This is a genomic window from Methanosarcina sp. DH1 (assembly GCF_020804205.1).
Lineage (GTDB): Archaea > Halobacteriota > Methanosarcinia > Methanosarcinales > Methanosarcinaceae > Methanosarcina > Methanosarcina vacuolata.
The window spans coordinates 153657-170861 of the sequence record NZ_WJBJ01000021.1 but is presented as its reverse complement, the minus strand read 5'-3'; the positions used below and the strand labels follow the sequence as shown (position 1 = coordinate 170861).

The window sequence follows — 17205 nt, the reverse complement described above, 5'->3', positions numbered from 1 at the left end:
CTACAATTTTTGTATAAAAAAAATAGCACTTTAGACAGTTAACAATTATATAGTGTTACGTATATGTTACTACTAAAAGTAACACTGGGGTAACAATGACTTTATATCTAGACCTCATACAGAAGGAATTATTTTATAGTATTCTCGACAGAGTACAGGCTTACGAGATTGTTAAAAACTCATGGGAAGCAGCAGTACATAAACCTTTAACTACAAATGAAGAACTGAGACAGGCAACCCTTGAATTATATGTGAGTGCTTGTAAGACAGGCAATGAACCAAATATAACGAAAAACATGGAAGCGGTTAACAGTCTCTTAGATAAACTAATGCCTGAAATTTACGTTATAGATAATCCTATGCCAGAAATACCTGATCTTATAGGTGAGAGGCGCCAAAACTCAAACCTCCGTGCTGCTCTCCCATACATGGCGAAAAACCTGGAGGGAAAGTTAAGAGAATTTGTCACCCTTCTTAGTGGTAACAGTAACATACAAGTAACAGAACAGGATAAGCGGGAGAGTAACACAAGTGTAACAGAGCCAAATAACCATAACATAGAAAAAGCGCATACCTGTTTAATCTGTTCTGAGTCCTTCACATCAAAGCGGAAAGATTCTAAATACTGTTCTTCAAGGTGCAAGCAGATCGCATATAGGGAGAGAAAGGAGAGTGCTTAACTCTCCTGGGAGTTCTCAGGGGCCTTATACTGCAGGTCTGGCGGGAGTTTGATCTCACCGTAAAAGACCTTTATTCCTTCCCTTCCGAGCTCTGGATAATGAAGGAACATTAATTCCTCTGCTTCTGATTTGCACTTACTTAAAAGCTGGTCTGCCTCTCTCGCAAGCCTGTAAGGTTTCTTCGTGATTCCTGTCTCATTCCCTAATCTACATGAAAGCTTTGTGAGCCTGTAACATAGGAAGCTTAATTCTGCTCCTATCTCTCTGTAGTCCTCTAATGATGGTTTAAGAGTCATCGTTTTAACTCGCCTGTTAGGATTCCTGGATCTCAATTAACCTGCTCTTGGGTGCGAGCTTTGCCAGGATTTCGGCTCTTATCTTGGCTCTGCCCTCAGTCGTGGCGGAAGAATTGACATTGAGGTTGAGGTTCTGATTCTGAGCGTTGACGTTAACCTGAGAGGTTTTTCCATAACCATCATCAGAGAACCGCTTTTCCAGTAAAAACATTGCAGACTTCACATCCCCAAGTTTCATAGATAGTTTAACACTGTCTAAACATTCTTTCATTAGGGCTGCCTCTGCTTCCTGGATCTTGATATACCATTGAGAATAGGGCATTTTTCCGTCTTTTCCAAGGTTCACCCAATTACACCAGGTTTGATATGATATTCCTATTGCTTTTGAGCAAGCAGTGTAAGGCATCCCAAGCTTGATATTTTCAACACAAATATCAATGAGTTCAGGAGTTAGCTTCGTTTTTCTAGGCATATAACTATTAATTATAATGCCCAATGTATAAAAATATAATCAGTGGAAAGTAGGGAAACTGCAAGCCTTTTTATCCCTGGAATTACTGGATAACTGGAGTATTTTTATAAGGAAAAGTGAGTTAAAATAACCGATGCTCTCGCCATTTATACGCGAACAATTCAGTTTAAAGAGTTGCCTCACTATACTTCGCTATTATTTAGATGGAACAGTCATAATTACTGACGAAAACAACCATAACTCCTGACGAAATTACAGTAATCCATGATGAAAACACGGCAGCCAATGATGAAATTACAGCAACTGCTTATGAAAACACAATGCTTCCCTTATCTTGAATGAAGTTTCATGCATCAGAATCAGATGTGTAACGCACCTCCTGGCACTGATACGGCACGTTTCGGCACAAAACACTGCAATTACAACATCTGTGGAACGTTTCCTGCATTTTTCACTCAGCAGAGACTGCCCATTACAGAACTTTACCTGCATCTGACAGGGCCTGACAATTACTCCATAAGATCCTTAGAAACTTCTGCACAGAACATGAGTTCCTGAAAGAGTCCCTACGAAATGGCATGAGGCTTATTCTAAAGCCCTACAAGAAGAGTTCTTTAATTTCGTCAACCCAACCAAGCGATTTAAACTCAATACAGAGCTTCTAATTAAGTCACACCCTAAAGATGTTGGTTATTCTCCCCCGCGCCCCCAGGAATTTAACGCCACTCCTGCGGTGGGAAGGTAATGCTGACTTGGGAATGTCAAGTTAACTTTCGCGGTCAACTTGGAATTCGTGGATGCAAACTTGTGCAAATTGGTATTCCGCAACTCCTGTGCCAGTGCATAGCCGGAGCGCAAGTAGGGCGAAGCCCGTTGAATGATCTCCCATAGTGCTCTAAACTTATCCATTAACAGTATTTTATAAATATCAGTTTAATTTAATAAAATGGTTATGTGCTTAGTGATTTAGCCTCTATACAACCACTGTTCCAGCTTTTATTCAGCTCTTATATTACAGCTTTTGGCTTTTATTACGCAACTCCTTCACCATAAGGCACTCTTGTTTGGGTCATGAATAGGTCATGAAATTGATTCAGCATCAGTTGTCACTGGGTCATGAAACGGTCATGAAATTATTTTAGCCATAAACAGTATCTATATACACTAAGGTCATGAAAGTCATGAAATATAGAAATAATATACGCTACGTAATCTCAGAAAAAAAAATATTCTATACACAAATAATTTTGTTTTTCTCCCCCTCAAATATCTCTCTATATGTTTCAAAAATTCCATGACTTTCATGACCCAAACACTAAAGAATCTTTTAAGATATCGAAAATTCGTTATTTTAAAAACATGACCTACTTGCTAAAAATGTATTACAATGTTTCCTACTGATACCTATTACTAAGGTCATGATTTTGAAATTGGATTTCATGACCTTTTCAGTTTTAGGTCATGAACTTGAAAAAAGGAGTGGTTTTTCAACAACAGGAGTGGCGCAACTCCTATGATGTTGATTAGGTAAAAGTCGAAAAAAAAGAAGGTTAGATTGTTTTTAGACAATCTTGAATGTTGTGCTATTAAGCTTCTCGATATCTCCATTCTTTGCAAGCATACACAGAGTACTGTCAATTTCTTCGCTTGTATCATTGATTATCTGCTTTATCAGGTCTACACTGGCTGAACCCTGCATTTCTGTAAGGAATCTAACTGTCTTCATAACCTTTTTGACACTTTCTGTCTGGGGTGTGTCCTCAATTCCACCTTCTTTGAAGTCAAGGCCAAGAACATCATTCATCTTGCTAATGTATATCCTGACTCCTCCGACAGCAGAACCATTCCTCTTGAAGGACAGGTTTCCTCTCTTGTCTTTAGGGGCAATTACATTGTTTGCAATCCAATCTTCCTTTATCTTGGTTGGCTTCATACCGTTTTCTTTGAGTTTCAGAGTAAGTGCAGACCCAACAATGTCTATGTATTTCTCGTCAATGTATCCACATCTCTTGTTTCCTTCATTGGTGACTGTGCCAGATGCAGGGCAGATTGCAAAGTTCCTGTACTCAATGTTTACCCAATCGTTTACAAGTCTGAGTGCCCTAACCCATTCCATTTCAACAGGTCTTTCCTTAACACAAAGCACAAAGTACTTGTTAACTATCTCTTTGGCATCCATTGCGTCAATTCCAATCTCTGCAAACACTTCTTCAAGGATCTTCCCTGCAACCATGATTCCTGCAAAGATTGATTTTGATCTTCCCTGTACATTATCTACTGCTTCTGGAAGTTCTCCAAGACAGGTCTCGTACATTGCACAGAGAGTCTTGTTGTTCTTCTTTTCAAACACTTTTGCAAGGAACAGGTCAACAACATGCCCGCAGTTCTCTGAAGTTTCCTTCTTAATGAGTTCTACTTCTCTGGTTTTCATTACAGGGATGTCAGCTTTAAGCTCAATTACTCTGTACATCTGACCAGCGTTATCAAGACTGTCTCTGAGCATGTTTTCACCAGTTGTCATGCAGGTGGTGCGGTATATTTCTCCGCCATCCCTGTGTCCATCCTGAGTGCTTTTCATCTTGGCAATTCCACCTGTAATCTGGTAGACAACATCTTTAATCTTGTCTTCTTCACCAGTGGTTTCGTCAATTAGGAAAGGCAAGTCTGAGTAATCTCTTACAGTTACGAACATTCCATTCCTTGTACTCTTAGGACTTAATGTAAGCTTATCCATTCTTCCAGCCATTGTTAGGCATACTTGTGTTGAGAAGGTTTTACCTACTGAAGTGTTACCGTACATGTCTGTTACGTGTGATTCGAGACCAATGACATAGTTTGTCATTGCTGACATTGTATCGTAAGCTCTGAACCTTATTATTTCGTGGTTAAAGATTCCTCTTGTACCTTTTACCCACCCTTCTAGTGTTCCTCTCTGCTCAAGGGCTTCAAATCCAGTAGAGTCTCCAATATTAAGCATTGGTGCTGTTCCGTCCTTTGTAACAACCCTGTTTCCAAGAACAAACATGGTCTTGTCTTCAGTCCATCCACACTGTTTTGCAGAGAACTCTTTCTTGAAGAACTGGGCCATGTCCCTGATTGAGTTACTCACGTAGTCTACAGTTTCATTAAGGATGTTTCCGGACTCAGGGCAGTTGATATTCTTAAGCAGGAATTCCTTCTTGAGATCCTGTTTAGACATAAGAACACTTGGGCTTGACCAGTATTCCTGAATGTTACCGTAGTTGTCTGAATACCTGATCTTATAGTAAGACTCGTCACCAGTAAGAGACTTGCTAACTCCGCAGAGTACAAAAGGTGTTCTGCAAACTGTTATTAGTTTCTCAGACTCATCACCATCTGGACTCATTACAGTTTCTGTTCTGAATATTCCGTTTGAGTTTATTGAGTACTCTCCCTTATCAGCATTTGGAAGCACGTATGATTCCCAATCGTCTTCAGGTTCGCTGTTAACGTTTTGCGGAAACTCTTTTTCGTCTTTAGGTGTTGCGCTAAAGTTTGACTTGCTCTTTACCTGTCTATTTTCTGAGCAGATTGACTTCATTTTTGTTGAAATGAGTTTACCCTCTGCTGCTGAAATTTTGAAGTAGTCGTAAATATCTACAGTTATGAATGCATCTATTTGACTGTACGTGAATCTTGAAAGATATGTTTTTGCGAAGTCGAGAGCTGCACTGAATTTATCTCTTTTATTTCCAGGCACAGGTATTGTGTGCATAAGTTCAGTTGCAGCCTCTTCTGAGAAGTCAGGAGCTCTAGTTTCGAGATACTCTCCCATTACTTCTGATATATCTTTGATTCTTTCTTCGTCCTGCTGCTCTTCTTTAGGAAGCAGTTTATTATGATCAAGCATGAATCTGAGTCTGTTTTCTGAGTCGCTTATCATCTGTGCTGTTGTCATTATTACTGGGAAGTTATCCATTTTTCAATCACCTTTTCGGAAATCATGGTTTTGAAAAAGAGAAAACAGACAAACGCATGCAGTAGACCAAAAAAGCTTTTTATACAAAGAAGCACTATTTATACATGAAGTTGTGCTTATGGATATGACAACTTCAGATTTTTAATGGTGCTTACAAATAAAGAGCATGGCACTTGCAGGCAGGCTTCTCAAAGTTGTCCAGACTCTGAAGCTTGTCTGTTTACTACACTTTTCTATTATGGTTGTTTTATGAGTGTTATTTACTGCGTGCTTTCCTTCTGGCCTTTTCCTTAGTTGCTTTTATCATTCTTCTCCATTCCTGCAGTTTGCATTATTCGTTTTGCAATAGCTCGATCAAATGGATCAGTACTCTTCCTCATATGCTCCAATATGTCAGGGTGCTGAGTACTCACCAGCTTTGTCCATTCCAAAAATGATATATTACTTAGGATCATATTTTTCATAGCTGGACACTTCCGTTTAAGTTGTGGTCGGTACTCCGGTTCCTTCATCTTGGCGGGTGGCAGGAACCGGGCAAATCTTAAGGTTTCCATCATCAAGCAGTACAATTTTCACAGAATCACTTTTTTTCATTAAGTTGCTTCTGATCCATTCTGGGGGCAAAAGAACAAAAAATGAACCTCTGACCTGCTGCAATTTTCTATTTCTAAAGATTAACATTGTCTTTCCTCTATTCTACACATATGTTTTGAGATTGTAAAAAAATATCCTTAGATGAGGTAATACCTAGGGGTATGAAAAACAAGTCATACACCATGTTATCAAGAGGTAGAAGCAAAGAACTTATACACCTAAGCATATGCATTTACAGATGGTACAAGTAGAAAAAAAAGAAGATAGAAGTCCAGGAGATCGTCTACCCATAGGAGAAGTAAAATCTGAAATTATTTCGTATATTCTCAGTAAAAATGACGCTGTATCAGCAACAGATTTAAAAACACATTTAAGAGAAAAATATGGGATAAGAAATAAGAAGAACATCGATAACCACTTGAATGGATTAGAAGACGATAATTGTATAGAAAAAATTAAACCTCCAAGGGATGGTTTTGAGAACAAGTGGGATATAACAAAAATAGAAAATTTGAAGAATATCATGTCTCTTTTCCCTGAGATACGATTGAACAAATATGAAAAATCTGTTAATATAGTCATCAAGAAGTTTAACTTTACTGCAGGTTCAATTCATGCAAAAAAAGCGTTTGTTCAATTATCATTATCTTCTTCTTTTTTCGCGAAATGTCTGGATACTGAAATTAAGACATTACACGCCAGAGCTTCCAGATTTTACCAGGCGGACGGAGACTTTATGAAACGAAAGATCGAAAGACAGATCGAGGAATTGATTCACGAGGCTTATCCTGAATGTATGAAAAGGATTCAGAAAATTCCTGGCATTTGGTCGGTTGTTGATGAAGAGTACATAAAAGATTCAGTGAATTTAGATATTTATCAAAATTCTCCACAGAGCTTTCAGAATAGCACAATATCAGAAGAAAAATTCCAAGAAATGTTGGAAGAAATAAATTTCCCGTTAGAAGAGAAAAACTCCCACAAGCAGATCCAAATAATTGTAAAAGAGCTATCTATGAAGATGTCGGATGAAATCCTCTCAGAAAGGGAGAAGAAACTTCCTAAAGATTCCCTACAGAATCAGGAAGGATTGAACAAAATGCCTGATAAAATATTTGAAAAGCTAATGGAAGAATTTCCGGCAGACTTGCCCACTAAAATACATACTATAATAGTCAATCAGTATCAAAACGTAAGTATAAGCTTCGACAAAGTTTTCGACCACTTTTATCGGCGAGACGTTATGGACGGTAGTGACATCTACGAAGAACGAGAATTTGTATCTAAGATAAATGAGATTACTTCATTTGACATATTTAATATAAAACAATTGGATATTGAACTCGATAAGTTAGAGCACCTTTATGATGATTATTACGAAAAATGCAGAAAAAAAATGGGAATTATATGAAATAACAATCCCATCAGAACTTTATATGAATCATTTTTTGGCTTTAAACATCTCCTCCTTAAACTTGGAGATTTCTTCAAGCCCCTGTTCATATGCAGCCTTCATTTTTCTAAGTTCTTCGAAGTCCGCAAATTGCATATAATCTTCTTTTATGGATTCTACCGTTGTTGTAGCTTCTCTAGATAAAGGCAATCCACATTTAAGACAGAACCTTGCATTTACAGGAGTTAGCTCATGGCATCTGGGACACACTCCAGGCTTCAAGAATTCAGTATCATCTTCATTTGTTTTAATGCCATACATTTTCAAAACAGCGTCGTCCATATTTTTTCCACTCAAATGAACGTATGTAGCTGGTTGGGTCGATGTAGGAGACCAACCTAAATACATCTTGAGCTGTTGTTCTGTAAAATTTGCAGCTAGGTGAGTTGCTCTATCGTGGCGGAAGGAATGAGGATTGACTTTTTTCTCTATTCCTGCTTTTTCCCCACATCGATTGAATACATTAACAAGCCCGGTAGCTGACATAAGGCCAGCTTTTTTGTCCAATGTGCACCATAAAGGTGCATCTCTGTCATCCTTTCTAGGGTGATCATCTATCCATTCCCGTAGGTATGGAGCAGAGAAAACCAGTCTAACCCTCCTAGCTCCGGTCTTACCTTCTGGGAAGGTAATCACAGCCCCATGCTCATCAAACTCTACGTTTTTGAGCTTAACAGACAGTTGTTCCCCTCTTCTGGCGCCAGACTCATAAAAACAAGCTATAATGGCTCTGTCCCGACTATTGCTGCCTGCTTCAATCATTTTTACAATATCTTCTTTACACTTGATGTCTTCAGGAAGCTTCTTTCCTTTGAGTCTCTTACATTTTATTTTTTCGTGAAGCTCGTAATTTTTGTTCCATTTTAAGAACTTCTTGAAAGATACTTTTCGAGTCTCCTTTGTCGGATCAGAATATTTCTTTACCTTTCCTGCCCTATCTTTGTAAGTATAGTTTTCTAAAGCATCAAAAAAGAGATAAAGGTCATCCTCTGTAAGTTTCCCCAAATCACATTCATGAAGAGCCTTCGCTATCCATATCATATTTTCCATATGGTTTAAAGCTGTTCTTTCACTATTCCCTTCATGCCTCAAATATCTGAAATACTTACTCAAAATTTCCCGATTACATTCTGAAAGCTCTTCAGACCTTAGGAAGTTTTCAGCATCCACTAGTTTGAACATACTAAGTAAATGGCATTCTTAGTATTTAATTCATGAGGTACTCAATTTTCGTGCCTCAGAACTCATAGGGCTCATCATGAAATCAGCGAACTTTTTCATCACAGGCACTCAATTGATGTTCAGATAATACATTGGGTTAATATAAGAAATATCTTTCAGAAAAAAATAAAAAAATATGAAGATACAAAATATGAAAAGACAAAATATGAAGATACAAAATATGTCTTAAAAAAAGTTTTTTAGTTTTCTCCCTTGATTTCGGCCTCGATCTCGGCAGCAATCTTGCGGGCAGCTTCTCTCGGGGATTCTGCTTTGTAAATGGCTCTTCCTACAATTACCCAGTCTGCACCTGCGGCAATAACATCAGATGCTTTTCCTCCCTGAGCGCCAACTCCAGGGGAAATTATGGTAAGTTTATCGCCGATAATTTTTCTAATCGCCTTAACTCTTTCCGGTCTGGTCGCGGGTGCAACAAGGCCAAAAGCTCCTGCTTCGGCTGCCATTCTTGTGATTGCTTCTCCGACAGGCTGGAGAAATTCGGCTCCTCCCGGGTGGCTCATTTCACTTACCACAAACACGTCTTTCCTGTACTCGGAAGCGACCTCAATGCAGGCATCAAGGCTGTCTCGGCCTGTAAAGCCCTGGGCAATGACTGCCTCTGCTCCTGCCTCAAAGACCTGCTCGCAGATAAGGCGGTTGGTATTTGGAATATCGGCAACCTTGAAATCGGCTATTATAGGAGCAAACTCTGCAAGCTCCCTGATGATTCCAAGCCCGGTAGCAAGTATTAGAGGATAGCCTACCTTTATAGCGTCCACGAATTCCGAGACATCTTCTGCAATTTTAAGAGCTTCTTCCCTGTCGGAAACATCAAGGGCAAGGATCATACAGCTTTTCTTTTCCATGAAATCACCTCTTTGAAAGGCGTGTACGCACAGCTGCAACCATAAGCGGGAGAGTAATAGTTGCATCTGCATACACGGTTACGGCTTTTGCGTTTTCCCCTACTTTTCCCCAGGACTGGGCTTCATCAAGGGTTGCCCCGCTCAAGCCGCCAGTCTCAGGGTGGTCCATTGTTAACTGGATAGCGTAGTCAAAGGACTTTGGAGTCACAAGCATGGATTGCAGGATATAATTTTTGGGAACCCCTCCACCAATGAGCAGGGCACCTGCACTCTCAGCCGCATAGCAGGTCTCTATAAATTCGTGCATATCAGCAAATGCATCAACATGTAGAGGGTTTCCTTCCTTATATAGCCAGGCCTGAAGCCCTATGACTGAGTCCTGAAGAGCAGGGCAATATACAGGCACTCCCATCTCTGCTGCGGTTTTCAGGATAGAGGAATCATCATCAAGGTTTTTTCCGATCTCAGTAAGCACCTGCCGGATCGAGAGTTTTTCCTGAGGAAGTCCGGCATAAACACTCTGTAAAAAGTCCTCAAGATCTGTAAAGTGCTGGTCAGGAAGATAAACATCGTAAATCCTGTCAATGCATTCATTCTTTAACTGGATATCATTTGCACAGTCTGTGCCTTTATAATGGTGAAGTCCCAGAGCTTCAACAGTGTCGTGCACCATATTAGCTCCGGTCGTGACAAGCACGTCGATGTAGCCGTCTCGTATTAAATCCGCAACAATGTTTCTCATGCCTGCAGGAGTCATGGCACCTGCAAGCCCGAAAAATTTCGTAGTTTTTTCGGAAGCAAGCATCTCATAATAGATTTCTACGGCCTCAGCCAGCCTGCCTGCTCCAAAGGCACAGCCTCTGTATTCCCTGACAAGATCATCAACACTCATGTCGGGGTTGATCTTTGCGGCTTTGATTGGGGTCGAAAGTTTTTTGTTTGGAGTATTACAATCCATTCGATTTCCCTCATGAAAAGGTATGATAGACCATATCTTTGAGAATTATTTCTTTGAAAACTATCTTTTTGAGAATTATCTCTTTGAGAATTATCTCTTTAATAATTATTAATTCTAGATTATTTTTGAGCTGATATTGAATTACCTGAAAACACATAGTATATGATAAACTTTCTCTTTATTGATTCAGTTTTAACGTTCACGTACAATACTCTAGACCATCGATCTAGAATACAATCTTGCCTGAAAATCTAAGACTCTGAATCATTACACATTTTATATCAGATTAATAACTGAAAGAATCAGGCTAGAATATAATCAGGTAATATTAATACCTTCATGGTAAGGTCTTAAGAACATGTCTGCTGAACCATTAAATAATGAACTGATTAAATACGAAAACATCGGGGTTTCTTTTGAGAACAGAAAGATACTCTCAGGTTTTAACTTGACCGTAAAGAAAAAACAAAAAATTCTCCTGCGGGGAAAGTCCGGAACAGGAAAAACCACCCTCTTAAAAATACTGCTTGGTTTTACAAAGCCTTCGGAAGGCACCATCTATTTCAAGAACCGGGTAATCGATTCAAAAACCTGCTGGGAGGCTCGAAAGGAAATTGCTTATGTAGTACAGAATACTGACCTTGGGGAAGGAAAGGTCAAAAGCCTCTTAGACGATATCTTTTCTTACAGGGCAAATAAAGAAAAACTAGACAATGAAAAACTGAGGATTTTTATGCGGGAGCTAGAACTGGAAGACGATGTCCTTGAGAAGGATTTCCAAGAGCTTTCGGGTGGAGAAAAGCAGCGAATAGGAATCCTCATTGCTCTTCTCCTGAACAGGAACATATACCTGCTTGACGAAGTCACTTCCGCTCTTGACGCGAAATTAAAAAAGAAGATTGCAGATTATTTCCTTGCCCGAGAAGACTGGACTCTTCTGATCGTCTCCCATGATAGGGAATGGGAACGCGACTGGATGGAAACAATAAATCTTGAAACCAGGTCCTGAGAAACTTCCAGGATCATATTCAAACAAACCAGTAAACAAAACAGTAAACAAAACAGTAAATAAAACAGTAACCAAACCAGTAAATAAAACAGTAAACAAAACAGTAAATAAAGCAGTAAACAAACCAGTAAATAAAACAATAAACAAAACAGTAAACGAACCAATAAACAAAAACAAAACCCCGGAAGACTGAAAAAATGCCAATTTATGATATTAGCTACACCTCGTTAATTTTCTGTTTTTTCTTACTTGCAATTCCGATTTTCATAAGCTGGAAAATCCGGCTTGAACTCGAAAAAAGCACTCTGGAAGCTGTCTTCAGGATGTCAATCCAGCTCTTTTTAGCAGGCATTTTTCTGAACTTTATTTTTAACCTGAATAATGGACTTTTAAACCTGGCCTGGGTAGGGATAATGATCTTCTTTGCGTCCTATACGGCAATAAAAAGTGTGGATCTTAATGTAAAAAAACTCTTTGCGCCTATCATTTTAGCAATTGCCTTTTCAAGCCTGGCAGTTCTATTATATTTCAATAAATTCGTTATTAATCTGGAGAATCTTCTTGAAGCACGCTACCTGATTCCTATAGCGGGTATGTTTCTTGGAAATTCGCTTCGAGGAAATGTGGTAGGAATAGGTGACTTTTATAGCGATATCAAGCGAAATGAGAACCGCTATCTATACAGCTTATCTCTTGGGGCGGGCATGTATGAGGCTGTTCTCCCATACCTGCGAAAAAGTTTAAGAGCTGCAGTAAAACCCACTTTAGCAAACATCGCGTCCGTGGGGATCGTCACTTTGCCAGGGATGATGACCGGACAGATTCTTGGGGGAGCAAGCCCTCTAGTTGCCATTAAGTATCAAATTACCATCATGATAGCACAATATGTTTCAACCCTGCTTGGCACAACCCTCAGCATTCTTACAAGCTTCAGGACAGCTTTTGATGAGTACGGGCTTGTAAATACGAAATTATACGAGAAAAATATCTGAAATAAATTGTGACTGAAAAATGCAAAAGCTTGAGAGCTTTACTTGAGAGCTCAAAAGATTGAAAAAATACTCTTAATCCTTCAGTTAGGTTGAATACTTCAGTTAGGTTGATTCAAGCGTATCCTGTAATGTCCTGACCAACTGGAGTACTTTTTCTTATGCACTCTTCTCCGTAATGAATCATATCTTCAACTGCAGTTTTCAGTATGGAAGGATAAATCTGGCCTACCTGTTCCCATACAGGCCTTCCGTGACAGAAGAACTTAAACGTAGGCGTGCCCTGAACTCCGTATTTTTCCGCAGTCCAGGGACTTGTTTCAATGTTTATGCGGGCAAAAATAGCTGAATTCTGGAATTCCTTTGCATAGTTCATAAAATAAGGTTCCATAGCTTTGCAATAAGGGCAGGTCGGGCTGTAGAACATTACAATAACCGGCTTTTTAGAGCTTTCTACTACTTCTCCCCATGTCATGTCTTGGATTTCGATCACATTGCTTCCGTTCAATCAATTACCCCCGAAGTTATGAACAGGTCAACTGAACAAATTAATCGAGCTTTAGACCTGTCGAAAGCAGTCATTCAGTTAATCAAATTTTGTATATCAGATTGTGCTTAGTAGGTCAATATTATCTATTTTTATAAGATTAATATTTATGCTTTGTAAAATTAAAGTTCACACATTTATGGATAAGTTTCTTAAAAAATGTCCAGATCACTTTTTTGAGCAAGAAGTTCTAGGCAGGAAGTTCTAAACAAATTGAGAAGAAAGACAATAGAAACAAAAAAAATTAGAAAAAGCGGGTGACAGAACTGAAGAATCAGTTCTGTATTATCTTGGCGAGATTTTCCAGGAACTGAAACCCGATCCTTGTCAAAGGATTCAAAATTTAAAAAGAGTGAATGAAGTTTATAGAAAGGTTTTCCATTTAAATCTTTTTTTCTTCACCCACGGGGTTCATTATCTCACTAAAACATGTGCTGCAGACATATTTGTCCTCAAGACATGTTTCTTTAAAGTCAACTTTGGGGCCACCCGGTTTTGTGGTTGCCTCCTTAAATACATAGAACTTTTCATTAAATTCGATTGGCTGGCCGCATCTCGAACATACGAAAGGTGGATTCTCAATCGAATCAATTGCACACTCAATGCATATTAGATCGGACTTTTCTCCGTGAACTTCTTTGAATTTTATTGGTTTCATATCCAGGCTGGTGTCCACAACCAGTACATCTTCCATCAGTTCCCGACCACAAATATTGCAATGCTCCTTCATTGTGTCGCCTCCTGTGTCAAGAGGATTTCTCACCAAACCCTGTGCTGAGCCTACACAAGGTTTCAATGTCTCCGTGTTTGCACTCAAATCATATTCCCCAGTTTCAGCTTATTACCCATACTCATACCGAATCGGGCTTTAGGTGTCCAATCCGGCTCAGTCTTTCACACCGTTGAGCTGTGTTTTACCTGCTGGCATTGGCTTGCTAGCATGTCAACCTCGAGAAGATCGGTCCAGAGATGGGAAAGCAAACAATATAAATTCACAGAAACATGTTTTTGATAATGTCGTCTCGGAAATATTTTCTGCATTTGAATCGAAACAACATTAGAAGACACTTCACAAAAATGTGTTTTAAACCGCTTTCTAGTCTCTGGTTTTAAACTTCCCTATATAAATATAGGGCTTGAAACTATATACAGTTATTGATTTTGATCAAAAAACAAGTGGCTTCCAGAATAAAAGGTGGAATATAAAACCAGAAGAAAAATAAAAATATAGTACTTAATCTGAATGAAAGTAGCTATTAATCGCAATAAGTTGCGAAGTAAACAGAATTAAAATTATCAGCAAACAGAATTAAAATAATCAAGCAAACAGAGTGGAGATTATTAAGCAAACAGAATTAAAATTATCAAGCAAACAGAGTGGGGGTTATTAAGCAAACAGAATAAGAATTAGAATTAATGGGAATTCTCAAGAAAACAAAAAGGAAGTTACTAATTTAATAAACTAAAACGGAAGAAAATAAGGGAATAAAACAAAGAATTTTATTCATCTTTGATCAATACATAAAACGATAAAGAATACAAAACGATAAAGAATACAAAACGATAAAGAATACATAAGACGATAAAATTACTTAAAAGGGTTCGAAAAAATGCTCAAGCAGAGATTTGTGCTGGATACTACAGCATTAACGGACCTGCAGACGCGTGAGGTTATGGGCTATGCGTCCCTTTGCGAGGGGATGAAAGCGATTCTTGACCTGATAGCCGATGCTCGTCTGCATTTCGGGATAAGTTGCTACGTGCCCTATCCGTCAGTATATAAAGAGATGTACGAATTTGCAAGTCGCAACGGCTGTGACAGGGAGGTCGTGGCTAAAATAGATACCTGGCTTGTAAAAAAATCTCCTGACCGGTATAGAGTTAGCGTAACTTCTCAGATCTTTCATGAATATGTTGCCTATATGCGGGAAAGAATTAACCGGGGAATGGGAGTAGCTGAGGACGCGATATGGGAGGCAGCTACTGAATGCCTCTTTATGGAAAATCCGCAAAACAAGAAAAAAGAGTATAAGGAAGAGGTTGAGAGGGAAGTAATTGGAGGGATCATTGGCAAATTCCGGAACAAATATCGAGCTGCTTTGAGATATGGAATTCTCGATAGTGCTCCTGATATTGATGTTCTTATCCTTGCCAAGGAGCTTGATGCCGCCGTAATTGCAAGCGATTACGGGATTGAAAAGTGGGCCGAACAGCTTGGAGTCCGCTTTGTACCTGCAAACGTTTTTCCCATGATGATACAGGAGTACCTGAAGCATCTTCCGGAAAACGAAAATGAACCAGAGTACGAAAACCGAGGCAAAAACAAAGAAGGACCATCGGGAGAAATAGAATTTATCTAATAACTTTGATACTCAATGCTTGATAATTATCGAAATCAAAGCCCGGATAATAATGAAAATCTGGGTACTTAGTCAGATAAGAAGGTTGAAATATGCTCAGATCAGAGGCTTGAAATTTAGTCCGATAACAGTCTTGAGGTTTAATCCGGGGAATTAACTTCAGACCTGTATTATCGAGCTATTGAGCCTTAGTGAGGAATAGTAGATGCCAATTTTATCAAGCCTTAAAGGAATTATGCCTTAAGGAAACCGTACTTTTTAAGATATCGTACTTTTTAAGAAATCGTACCTTTAAAGAAATCGTACCTTTAAAGAAATCGTACCTTTAAAGAAATCGTACCTTTAAAGAAATCGTACCTTTAAAGAAATCGTACCTTTAAAGAAATCGTACCTTTAAAGAAAATGCCTTTAGAGAAACTGAATTCAGGGAAATTGCATTTAAAGGAACTGTACCTTTTTAAGATTAGCATGAAAATGCTGCCATCTGCAAGCACTTTCATTGGTTGTGCATCTTGTTCAAAGGATATCATGTTCGTTTGGGGGGAAAGAGTTTGAGAAATATAGTTATAGACGAATTAAAAGCATCTGAAGTTTACCGCCAGAGAGTTGAAGTTGTTGAAAGAAAAGGGCTGGGGCATCCGGACTATATATGTGATGCCATAATGGAACAAATTTCGGTAAAGTTGAGCCAGAAGTACCTTGAGACTTTCGGGAGTATCCTGCACTACAATATAGACAAAGGCATGCTCGTTGCAGGGGAAGTGGAAGGAAAATTGGGAGGAGGCAGAGTTGTAAGCCCTATGAGACTTATCATCGGGGACAGGGCTACTTTTGAAGCGCAGGGGGTAGAAATCGATGTTCCCGAGCTTGCGGTCAGTACGGCGCAGCAATGGCTCCAGGATAATCTCCGCTTTGTCGACCCTGAAAATCTCATTTACCAGATCGAGCTAAAAAGAGGTTCTGCAGAACTTACGGACATCTTTAGCAGGGGAAAAGAGATCCTCGGGGCAAATGACACTTCTGCAGCAGTTGGATATGCTCCTCTAAGCCCCACTGAGAAACTTGTTTTCGAATGCGAGAGATTCCTGAACTCAAGAAAGTTCAAAAAGGAATATCCGGAATCAGGAGAAGACGTAAAAGTTATGGGGCTCAGACACAGGGAAGATATGCACCTGACTGTTGCAATGCCGCTTGTGGATAGGTTTATTGAATCGGAAGAAGCGTACTTTAAGAAGAAAATTGAGTTGCACGACCGGATTGAGGAATTTACTGCCGGGTTTGCAGAAAAAGCAAGGGCTGAATTTGAGGGCTGCATGTGTCTGAAACCAACAGTTTCCCTTAATACTCTGGACATTCCGGGTAGGGGGCTGCTGGGAATTTATACTACGGTAACCGGCACTTCTGCGGAAGATGCAGATGGTGGGCAGGTAGGGCGTGGAAACCGCGTAAACGGAATAATCCCGCTAAATCGTCCTGTTAGCAGTGAAGCTGCCGCAGGTAAAAATCCTGTAAGCCATACAGGAAAGGTTTACAATCTTCTTTCCCACAGGATTGCAGCGCGGATCTACAGTGAGGTGCCTGATATCTCCGAAGTTTATGTCTGGCTTTTGAGTGAAATTGGAACTCCAATCGACCAGCCTCAGATTGCAACTGCCCAGCTCGTTATGAAGAAGGGATCTGCGAGCGAGGTAGAAAAGGAAGTGGCTGAGGTAATGGAAAAAGAGCTTGAGAATATACAGGCCTTCTCCATGGAACTTGTTGCAGGAAAATGCCCTGTATGCTGAGAAAAGTTTGATCCGGGAAAAGTATTATCCGGGAAA

The 17205-nt window shown here is 39.4% G+C and carries 17 protein-coding genes; 8 read left to right on the top strand and 9 right to left on the bottom strand.

Annotated elements, in window-relative coordinates:
• Positions 1-95: 95 nt before the first annotated feature.
• Positions 96-680, top strand: coding sequence for a hypothetical protein (locus FXW07_RS11985; protein WP_229395632.1), 585 nt, complete (start codon positions 96-98; stop codon positions 678-680).
• On the opposite strand, the gene FXW07_RS11980 is transcribed toward FXW07_RS11985, so the two are convergent.
• Together FXW07_RS11980 and FXW07_RS11975 are read right to left on the bottom strand one after the other, a co-directional pair.
• Positions 677-976, bottom strand: coding sequence for a hypothetical protein (locus FXW07_RS11980; protein WP_229395631.1), 300 nt, complete (start codon positions 974-976; stop codon positions 677-679). The genes FXW07_RS11985 and FXW07_RS11980 overlap by 4 nt on opposite strands.
• Positions 977-992: 16 nt before the next feature.
• Positions 993-1448 carry a hypothetical protein gene (locus FXW07_RS11975; protein ID WP_229395630.1) on the bottom strand — a complete coding sequence of 152 codons (456 nt, stop codon included), beginning with the start codon at positions 1446-1448 and terminating at the stop codon, positions 993-995.
• Between the two features lie 348 nt (positions 1449-1796).
• Between FXW07_RS11975 and FXW07_RS11970 the strand changes: the two genes are divergently transcribed.
• Positions 1797-2006 carry a hypothetical protein gene (locus FXW07_RS11970; RefSeq protein ID WP_048153863.1) on the top strand — a complete coding sequence of 70 codons (210 nt, stop codon included), beginning with the start codon at positions 1797-1799 and terminating at the stop codon, positions 2004-2006.
• A gap of 1003 nt (positions 2007-3009) precedes the next feature.
• Here the strand turns inward: FXW07_RS11970 and FXW07_RS11965 are convergent.
• Both FXW07_RS11965 and FXW07_RS11960 read right to left on the bottom strand, forming a co-directional pair.
• A complete protein-coding gene (locus FXW07_RS11965; RefSeq protein WP_048153861.1) occupies positions 3010-5388 on the bottom strand; it encodes a DUF927 domain-containing protein in 2379 nt (792 codons plus the stop codon).
• Between the two features lie 290 nt (positions 5389-5678).
• Positions 5679-5852, bottom strand: a complete 174-nt coding sequence (locus FXW07_RS11960; protein ID WP_156150958.1) for a hypothetical protein — start codon at positions 5850-5852, stop codon at positions 5679-5681.
• A 368-nt stretch (positions 5853-6220) separates the two neighbouring features.
• On the opposite strand from FXW07_RS11960, the gene FXW07_RS11955 reads away from it, so the two are divergent.
• On the top strand, positions 6221-7393 hold the full coding sequence (locus tag FXW07_RS11955) for a hypothetical protein (RefSeq protein ID WP_156150957.1): 1173 nt from the start codon (positions 6221-6223) through the stop codon (positions 7391-7393).
• Positions 7394-7423: 30 nt separating this feature from the next.
• Here FXW07_RS11955 and FXW07_RS11950 read toward each other — a convergent pair whose 3' ends face one another.
• The 3 genes from FXW07_RS11950 to FXW07_RS11940 all read right to left on the bottom strand — a co-directional run bounded on the left by FXW07_RS11950 (position 7424) and on the right by FXW07_RS11940 (position 10480).
• On the bottom strand, positions 7424-8605 hold the full coding sequence (locus tag FXW07_RS11950; protein WP_197078825.1) for a tyrosine-type recombinase/integrase: 1182 nt from the start codon (positions 8603-8605) through the stop codon (positions 7424-7426).
• Between the two features lie 251 nt (positions 8606-8856).
• Positions 8857-9522: an orotidine-5'-phosphate decarboxylase gene (gene pyrF, locus FXW07_RS11945; protein WP_229395629.1), complete on the bottom strand. Its 666-nt coding sequence runs from the start codon at positions 9520-9522 to the stop codon at positions 8857-8859.
• 4 nt (positions 9523-9526) lie between these two features.
• Entirely contained in the window at positions 9527-10480 is a 954-nt protein-coding gene (locus tag FXW07_RS11940; RefSeq protein WP_229395628.1) for a deoxyhypusine synthase, read from the bottom strand.
• A 358-nt stretch (positions 10481-10838) separates the two neighbouring features.
• On the opposite strand from FXW07_RS11940, the gene FXW07_RS11935 reads away from it, so the two are divergent.
• From FXW07_RS11935 to FXW07_RS11925, 3 genes are read left to right on the top strand one after another with little or no spacing between them, the layout of a single operon-like run.
• Entirely contained in the window at positions 10839-11489 is a 651-nt protein-coding gene (locus FXW07_RS11935) for an ATP-binding cassette domain-containing protein (protein WP_229395627.1), read from the top strand.
• On the top strand, positions 11473-11682 hold the full coding sequence (locus FXW07_RS11930) for a hypothetical protein (protein ID WP_229395626.1): 210 nt from the start codon (positions 11473-11475) through the stop codon (positions 11680-11682). The genes FXW07_RS11935 and FXW07_RS11930 overlap by 17 nt, the downstream gene beginning before the upstream one ends.
• 4 nt (positions 11683-11686) lie before the next feature.
• Positions 11687-12481: an ABC transporter permease gene (locus FXW07_RS11925; RefSeq protein WP_229395625.1), complete on the top strand. Its 795-nt coding sequence runs from the start codon at positions 11687-11689 to the stop codon at positions 12479-12481.
• Between the two features lie 112 nt (positions 12482-12593).
• On the opposite strand, the gene FXW07_RS11920 is transcribed toward FXW07_RS11925, so the two are convergent.
• Both FXW07_RS11920 and FXW07_RS11915 read right to left on the bottom strand, forming a co-directional pair.
• Positions 12594-12986, bottom strand: coding sequence for a thioredoxin family protein (locus tag FXW07_RS11920; protein ID WP_048118400.1), 393 nt, complete (start codon positions 12984-12986; stop codon positions 12594-12596).
• 421 nt (positions 12987-13407) lie between these two features.
• Positions 13408-13842 (bottom strand): hypothetical protein, encoded by a 435-nt coding sequence (locus FXW07_RS11915; RefSeq protein ID WP_198146790.1) that lies wholly within the window; start codon positions 13840-13842, stop codon positions 13408-13410.
• 793 nt (positions 13843-14635) lie between these two features.
• Here FXW07_RS11915 and FXW07_RS11910 point away from each other — a divergent pair.
• Together FXW07_RS11910 and FXW07_RS11905 are read left to right on the top strand one after the other, a co-directional pair.
• The gene (locus FXW07_RS11910) at positions 14636-15385 is read left to right on the top strand and encodes an RNA ligase partner protein (RefSeq protein ID WP_229395624.1); all 750 of its coding nucleotides are present in this window, start codon (positions 14636-14638) and stop codon (positions 15383-15385) included.
• 551 nt (positions 15386-15936) lie between these two features.
• A complete protein-coding gene (locus FXW07_RS11905; protein ID WP_229395623.1) occupies positions 15937-17169 on the top strand; it encodes a methionine adenosyltransferase in 1233 nt (410 codons plus the stop codon).
• The last annotated feature ends 36 nt before the right edge of the window (positions 17170-17205 follow it).

Coding starts and splice junctions, on each gene's coding strand:
- FXW07_RS11970 (WP_048153863.1), top strand. CDS start 1,797: ATGCATCAGAATCAGATGTGTAACGCACCTCCTGGCACTGATACGGCA.
- FXW07_RS11940 (WP_229395628.1), bottom strand. CDS start 10,480: ATGGATTGTAATACTCCAAACAAAAAACTTTCGACCCCAATCAAAGCC.
- FXW07_RS11965 (WP_048153861.1), bottom strand. CDS start 5,388: ATGGATAACTTCCCAGTAATAATGACAACAGCACAGATGATAAGCGAC.
- FXW07_RS11985 (WP_229395632.1), top strand. CDS start 96: ATGACTTTATATCTAGACCTCATACAGAAGGAATTATTTTATAGTATT.
- FXW07_RS11955 (WP_156150957.1), top strand. CDS start 6,221: ATGGTACAAGTAGAAAAAAAAGAAGATAGAAGTCCAGGAGATCGTCTA.
- FXW07_RS11980 (WP_229395631.1), bottom strand. CDS start 976: ATGACTCTTAAACCATCATTAGAGGACTACAGAGAGATAGGAGCAGAA.
- FXW07_RS11935 (WP_229395627.1), top strand. CDS start 10,839: ATGTCTGCTGAACCATTAAATAATGAACTGATTAAATACGAAAACATC.
- pyrF (WP_229395629.1), bottom strand. CDS start 9,522: ATGGAAAAGAAAAGCTGTATGATCCTTGCCCTTGATGTTTCCGACAGG.
- FXW07_RS11910 (WP_229395624.1), top strand. CDS start 14,636: ATGCTCAAGCAGAGATTTGTGCTGGATACTACAGCATTAACGGACCTG.
- FXW07_RS11975 (WP_229395630.1), bottom strand. CDS start 1,448: ATGCCTAGAAAAACGAAGCTAACTCCTGAACTCATTGATATTTGTGTT.
- FXW07_RS11925 (WP_229395625.1), top strand. CDS start 11,687: ATGCCAATTTATGATATTAGCTACACCTCGTTAATTTTCTGTTTTTTC.
- FXW07_RS11960 (WP_156150958.1), bottom strand. CDS start 5,852: ATGAAAAATATGATCCTAAGTAATATATCATTTTTGGAATGGACAAAG.